Origin of the sequence: Streptomyces sp. MK37H (assembly GCF_018035285.1) — a bacterium.
Classification (GTDB): Bacteria; Actinomycetota; Actinomycetes; order Streptomycetales; family Streptomycetaceae; genus Streptomyces; species Streptomyces endocoffeicus.
In genome coordinates this window covers 1-5,416 of record NZ_JAAAYH010000525.1, presented here as the reverse complement: position 1 = coordinate 5,416, position 5,416 = coordinate 1, and the positions used below count along the sequence as shown (strand labels likewise).

Genomic DNA, 5,416 nt, shown 5'->3' with positions numbered 1-5,416 from the left:
GAGGTCGGCCTCACTGGCGATATCGGGGTGGGTCACATCGGCGCGCCGCTCGCCGCCCGGCTCGGGCAGCCCGTCCAGGAGATGGCCGGCGGAGGCGGAGCCGCGCGGGATGGTCTCGATCTGGCCGAGGTCGGCGTGGCCGAGACCGAGCCCCACGGTGATCACCGGGCCGAGCCCGTCGGCCGGTTCGAGCGCCACCAGTCCGCGCCGGGCGCCGACCAGGGACGCGCCCGCGCGCAGCAGTTCGCGCAGCGCCTCGTCGAGGGAGTCGGTCCGGACCAGCCGCTCGGTGAGCTCATGAAGGGTGGTGAGGTCCGAGACCCAGGCCGCGAGCCGGTCCTGGACACCGCAGTCGGGCGCGGCCAGGGGCGGTGTGACGGGGTCGGCAGTTTGCGTGGGCGAGGGGAGGGAAGGATCGATTCCAGCCACTTTCGGCGCGTGGGGCGCGTTCATGGCCCGCTGCCTTCACCCGCCGGGTCCGGCTCGCTCAATAGCATCGCAAACCCCCTGTCGTGCTGCGCCGCTACTGTGCCGCTACTGTCTCCAGATGTACACGGAGCGCAGATGCGATGTCCAGCATTGTCCCGGTGGTCTTGTTGGTGTCTGGGGGGAATTGAACTTGGCCGAAAAAAAGTCGTTAGGCTGTCCCTTCGAGGTCGACTGACGTCGTTCGACAGCGCGTCGTCTCCACCGCGGCGGGTACACATCGGAGAGGGGCAGGGGCAGTTCGGATCGCCCCGGAACCCCGCGGCCGGTCCAGGCGTCATAGACCACAACGGCCGCGCCCATCCCCGAGTGGCGAGGAAGGCACCAACCGGACGGCAAGCGCCATGCGCGCGCCACCCCTCGCCACGTTCCACGCTCGGCCCGCGGCATGATGCGCTGCCTTGTACGCGCAGTGACTTGTGATCCACCTGCTGTGACGGGCCGAACGATGCCGGACAGCGCCACGTAAGTCCAAGTGAAGTGCCATCTGAAGTGCGATGTAGTGCGACGGACAGCCCTCGGCGTTAACGGAAAGGAACGAGCGCTCATGCGCGAGATCCTCGGAAGGCGACGCAAGTTCTCGCTGCGGCGCGGCGCGCGGTCGCCGCTGCTGCGTGCGGCGCTCACCTGCGCCACCGAGTGGCAGTGGCCCGTGGTCCCTGGCGTCGGGCTCCGGTCCGGCGGCGGACGGCCGCGAGCGTGCGGCTGCCCCGACCCGGAATGTGCGGTTCCGGGTGGACATCCGTTCGACCCTGTTCTCCTCGCCGCCACCACGGACGAGCGCATGGTGCGCTGGTGGTGGGGCAACCGGCCCTCCGCGCCCCTCCTGCTGGCCACCGGCGGTCACGCGCCCTGCGCGGTGAGCCTGCCCGCGGTCGCCGGGGCGCGGGCGCTGACGGTCTTCGACCGGGTGGGCGTACGGCTCGGCCCGGTGGTCGCCACGCCCACCCGCTGGTCGCTGCTGGTGGAGCCGTACTCTCTCGAAGACCTCGGCGAGCTGCTGAACCAGCAGGACTGGGTGCCCAGCTCGCTGCGGTTCCACGGCGAGGGCGGCTATGTGGTGCTGCCGCCGTCGCAGACCGGCTCCGGGCGGGTGCGCTGGGAGCGGCCGCCGCTGCGCCGCTCCGGGCGGCCCTGGCTGCCTCAGGTGGCCACGGTGGTGAACGCCTTGGTCGAGGCGAGCACCAGCGCGCCCGACGGGGGCAGCCGGCTCGCCTACTGAGGCGGGCCCCGGGTGCGGGGGTTCGGGGGCCGCTGAGCGCGGCGGACCGCTGAGCGCGACGCTCGCGGGTGTGTGAGGGCCCGGAGGCCGGGGAGGCGACTTCCTGGGCTCCGGGCCCGTCCTGGCTCCGGGCCCGGCGTTTCTCGTGAGCACAGGGCGCCGAGGGGCTTTCCGCGCGAGCCAGTGCTGTGCACTGTGGGCCCCGCTGTGCGCTGTGCGCCCCGGAGCAACTCCCTTACCGGGCCCCCCGGGAGCAATTCCCTTGCCGCCGACGGCATTTGGTCCGTACCTGCCCCACCGTCCCGCGCCGCGTCCGGACGCGGACCCGGACGCGGACATGGAAGCGCCCGGTCGCTGGCGACGGGGGATGCACCAGCGACCGGGCTTTTAGAACCGTAACAAGAGATCGGCCGATAGCAAATTCGATCGCGGATTTCCGGACGTCGATTTGCAGGGCGTAACAGTGAGTTGTGACCGGCGTCACGTGCCCCCGCGGTGTCCCCGCGGAGCCCTCCGGCCGTCCGGGGGACGTCAGCTCAGCGTCACCTGACGGTTGGTGAGACCGCCCCGGGCGCGCCGCTGCTCAGGCGTCAGCGGGGCGTCGGAGGCGAGCGCCTCCGCGAGCCGTTCGGCGAGGTCCACGGCCGGCTTCTCGGTGTCCTCGGCGCTCATCCCGCGTGGCAGATCCCACACCGGCACCGTGAGCCCATGGGCCCGGAAGGAGCCCACCAGCCGGGTGTTCTCACCGAGCGAGGAGGCGCCCGCGGCGTGCAGCCGGGCGAGCGCGTCCAGCAGCTTCTCCTCGGAGTGGGACATCACCCAGCGCAGGTGGTTCTTCTCCGGCGTCTCGCACCAGTAGGCCGCCTCCACGCCGGTGAGCCGGGCGGTGGGGATCGCGGCCGCGTTGGCCCGTTCCAGGGACGCGGCGACCTCTCCGGTCGCGTTCGCGGCGTCCTCGAGCCAGAACTCGAACCCCTCGTGCAGAGTCGGCGAGAAAGTGCCCTTCGGGTCGAGCAGATCCTGCAGCCGCGGACCGTCGCCCGGAGCCCGCTCGGCGGCCACCGGGGTGCCCGGCTCGGCGGTCAGCGCGCGGCGCAGGGTGTCGGCCAGGTCGCGGCTGATGTCGCCGGAGGGCGTGTCGTTCTGGAGGCCGAGCAGTACGGTGCCGTTGTCGCGGCGCAGCGCGGGCCACGCCATGGGCAGCACGGTCGCCAGGGTGACCGACGGAACCCCCTCGGGCAGCCCCTCGGCGAGGGTCAGCTCGACGGTCGCGGCGGGCACCAGCTCGCGCAGGGCCACCCAGTCGCATTCGCCGGGGAGTCCCTCGAAGGGGCGCTGCACCAGCTCGGTGACGGCGTGTGCGGCTTCCCTGCCGTGACAGGCTTTGTAGCGACGGCCCGAGCCGCACGGGCAGGGCTCCCGCGCGCCCACCACGGGGATCTCGCCGTTGGCGACCCGTGGGCCTGTGGCCTTCGTCTGGGGGCGGCGCTTCTTGGCCATGGTGAGGCTGTCTCCCGATCGTGCGGCTCAGGGCTTGCTCGTACGCCCGTGACGGTCTGCGTACGGCCGCGGCGATGCTCGCCTTACGGCGCGTACGACTGGTACGGGCGCGAGCCTAGCCCTTTGGCCGAACCGCGTCGGCTCCCTGAGCCGCGTCGGCTACGCGAGCTCGTCCAGATCGGCGAAGTCCAGCTCGCGATCGAAATCGGGGTCGATGTTCGCCTCGATATTCGAGCCGAGGCCGGGGCCCAGTCCGGCATCGATGTCCGAGCCGAGGCCCGGGCCGATGTCCGAGCCGATGTTCGGGCCGAGACTCGTGTCGAGACCGGCCTCGAGATGCGCGTCGAGGCCCGGACGCAGCCCGGAGGCCAGCTCCGCACCCAGGGTGGGACCCAGCTCGGGGGAGAGATCCGGGGGAATCGTGACGCGGCGGGCGAATTCGTCGTCGGGCGGGAGAAGAGCCCATACGGTGACTTCGCCGATGTCGTCCCGCACGCCCCATTCCTCGGCCAGCGACATGATGATGTTCAGCCCGCGGCCGCCGCGCGCGGTCACCGACGGGTTGGCCGGAAGTGGCCTTGTGGGTCCGCCGCCATCCGTCACCTCGACCGTCAGCCGGTCGTCCTCATCGACGGTCCATGCAGCCCGGACCGTGCCGCCACCATGGTCGGAACGCCAAGGGCGGCCATGTCGCCATGCGTTGCTGAGCAGTTCTGAAAGGATCAATACAGCGTCGTCTATGACCGAATCCGATACCCCAGTCCTGCCCAGATCGATACGCATCCGCTGTCTTGCCGCGCGGACGCCCGCAGGACCATGGGGTACGGCCATGGTCGACGACGTCGGCACCTGCCGTGCCACCACCAACGCCACCCCCGAGACCTCCTTAGCCCCACGCCACGGGATGAATGCCCCGCGGTGCTGGAGCGGAAACCGGCCAAGTGGCATCGTGTGACGCACTCGTCACGATCGAATACGTACCGAACGCGCCGGTGCACGCCTTGTAATGCCCATTATGAGCGTCCGAGTTGGGACAGTACCTGTTTGGGGCGATTGGTGATCAGCGCGTCAACGCCCAGACGAACGCACAATTCGACGTCCTCTGGTTCATCGACGGTCCAGACGTGCACTCGGTGCCCCTCGCGCTGCAGCCGTGCCACATAGCCGGGGTGGTTCCGCACGATCCGGATGCTCGGCCCCGCGATCCGCACCCCGGGTGGCAGCTGCCCGTCCCGGTGGCGCGGCAGTATGAACTGCATCAGGTAGACGGTGGGGATGGCGGGGGCCCCGCTGTGGATCCGGTGCAGGGAGCGCGCTGAGAAGCTCATCACACGGATGGGTGAACGTTCGCCGGGCGGCGGCGCGTCCAGGCCGAAGCGGCGCAGCAGCCCGAGCAGCCGGTCCTCCACCTGGCCCGCCCACCGGGTGGGGTGTTTGGTTTCGATCGCCAGTTCGATCCGGCGTCCGGCGTCCGCGACGAACCCCAGGAGCCGTTCCAGGGTGAGGACGGAGGTGCTGTCCCGGCTGTCGCGGTCCGGTTCCTCCCTGTCGGTGGCCCGGCCCTTCCAGGAGCCGAAGTCCAGGGTCGCCAGATCGGACAGCTCCAGCGCCGAGACCGCGCCCCGGCCGTTGGAGGTGCGGTCGATGCGGCGGTCGTGCACACAGACGAGATGGCCGTCGGCGGTCAGCCGGACATCGCACTCCAGAGCGTCGGCACCGTCCTCGATTGCCTTACGGTAGGCGGCCAGGGTGTGCTCCGGGGCGTCCTCGGAGGCCCCGCGGTGAGCGACGACGGAGACGATGTGCGGCCCGGGGCGGCCGTCCCGGGCAGGGCGCGCATAGGTCACCGCGTTATGGTGCCACCGCCCGGTGTGAGCCGGTGGACGCGGCCCCTCCGTCCGCACGGAATGGCGGTAGGGCGAATTGTCCGGGATAAAGGGTGGTAGTCCGCGGGGCTGTCGCTCCTTACGGCGGTCTGACGCGCTGTGGGAAAAGCTGACGACGGTAAGACGTAACGGTAAGACGTACACGCAGGCCGTCGAGAAATCTGTCGTGCACCTGAGGAGAGAGCTGTGAGCACCGAGAACGAGGGCTCTGCCGTTCCGCCCGCGCCCGGGCCGCATCCGGCCCCTCCGGCGCCGCACCCGAACCCGGCGGTGCCGCCCGCGCCGGACTACGAGCCCACCGCGGGCGCCGCACCGGACGGGC

At 71.1% G+C, this 5,416-nt stretch carries 3 protein-coding genes and 2 pseudogenes; 1 reads left to right on the top strand and 4 read right to left on the bottom strand.

The annotated features are described in order from the left end of the window. Window positions 1-453 (bottom strand): annotated as a pseudogene (locus tag GWI24_RS39715) (serine/threonine-protein phosphatase); the annotation flags it as partial. Between the two features lie 580 nt (window positions 454-1,033). Here GWI24_RS39715 and GWI24_RS39710 point away from each other — a divergent pair. Then, complete coding sequence (locus tag GWI24_RS39710) at window positions 1,034-1,708, top strand: bifunctional DNA primase/polymerase (RefSeq protein ID WP_210950889.1); 675 nt, start codon at window positions 1,034-1,036, stop codon at window positions 1,706-1,708. A 531-nt stretch (window positions 1,709-2,239) separates the two neighbouring features. Here the strand turns inward: GWI24_RS39710 and GWI24_RS39705 are convergent. The 3 genes and pseudogenes from GWI24_RS39705 to GWI24_RS39695 form a co-directional block, all read right to left on the bottom strand. After that, window positions 2,240-3,208 carry a DUF5926 family protein gene (locus GWI24_RS39705; RefSeq protein WP_210950888.1) on the bottom strand — a complete coding sequence of 323 codons (969 nt, stop codon included), beginning with the start codon at window positions 3,206-3,208 and terminating at the stop codon, window positions 2,240-2,242. 414 nt (window positions 3,209-3,622) lie between these two features. Continuing rightward, window positions 3,623-4,168, bottom strand: a pseudogene (locus tag GWI24_RS45905) (ATP-binding protein); the annotation flags it as partial. A 53-nt stretch (window positions 4,169-4,221) separates the two neighbouring features. Beyond that, on the bottom strand, window positions 4,222-5,055 hold the full coding sequence (locus GWI24_RS39695; protein WP_210950887.1) for a glycerophosphodiester phosphodiesterase: 834 nt from the start codon (window positions 5,053-5,055) through the stop codon (window positions 4,222-4,224). Between the last annotated feature and the right edge of the window lie 361 nt (window positions 5,056-5,416).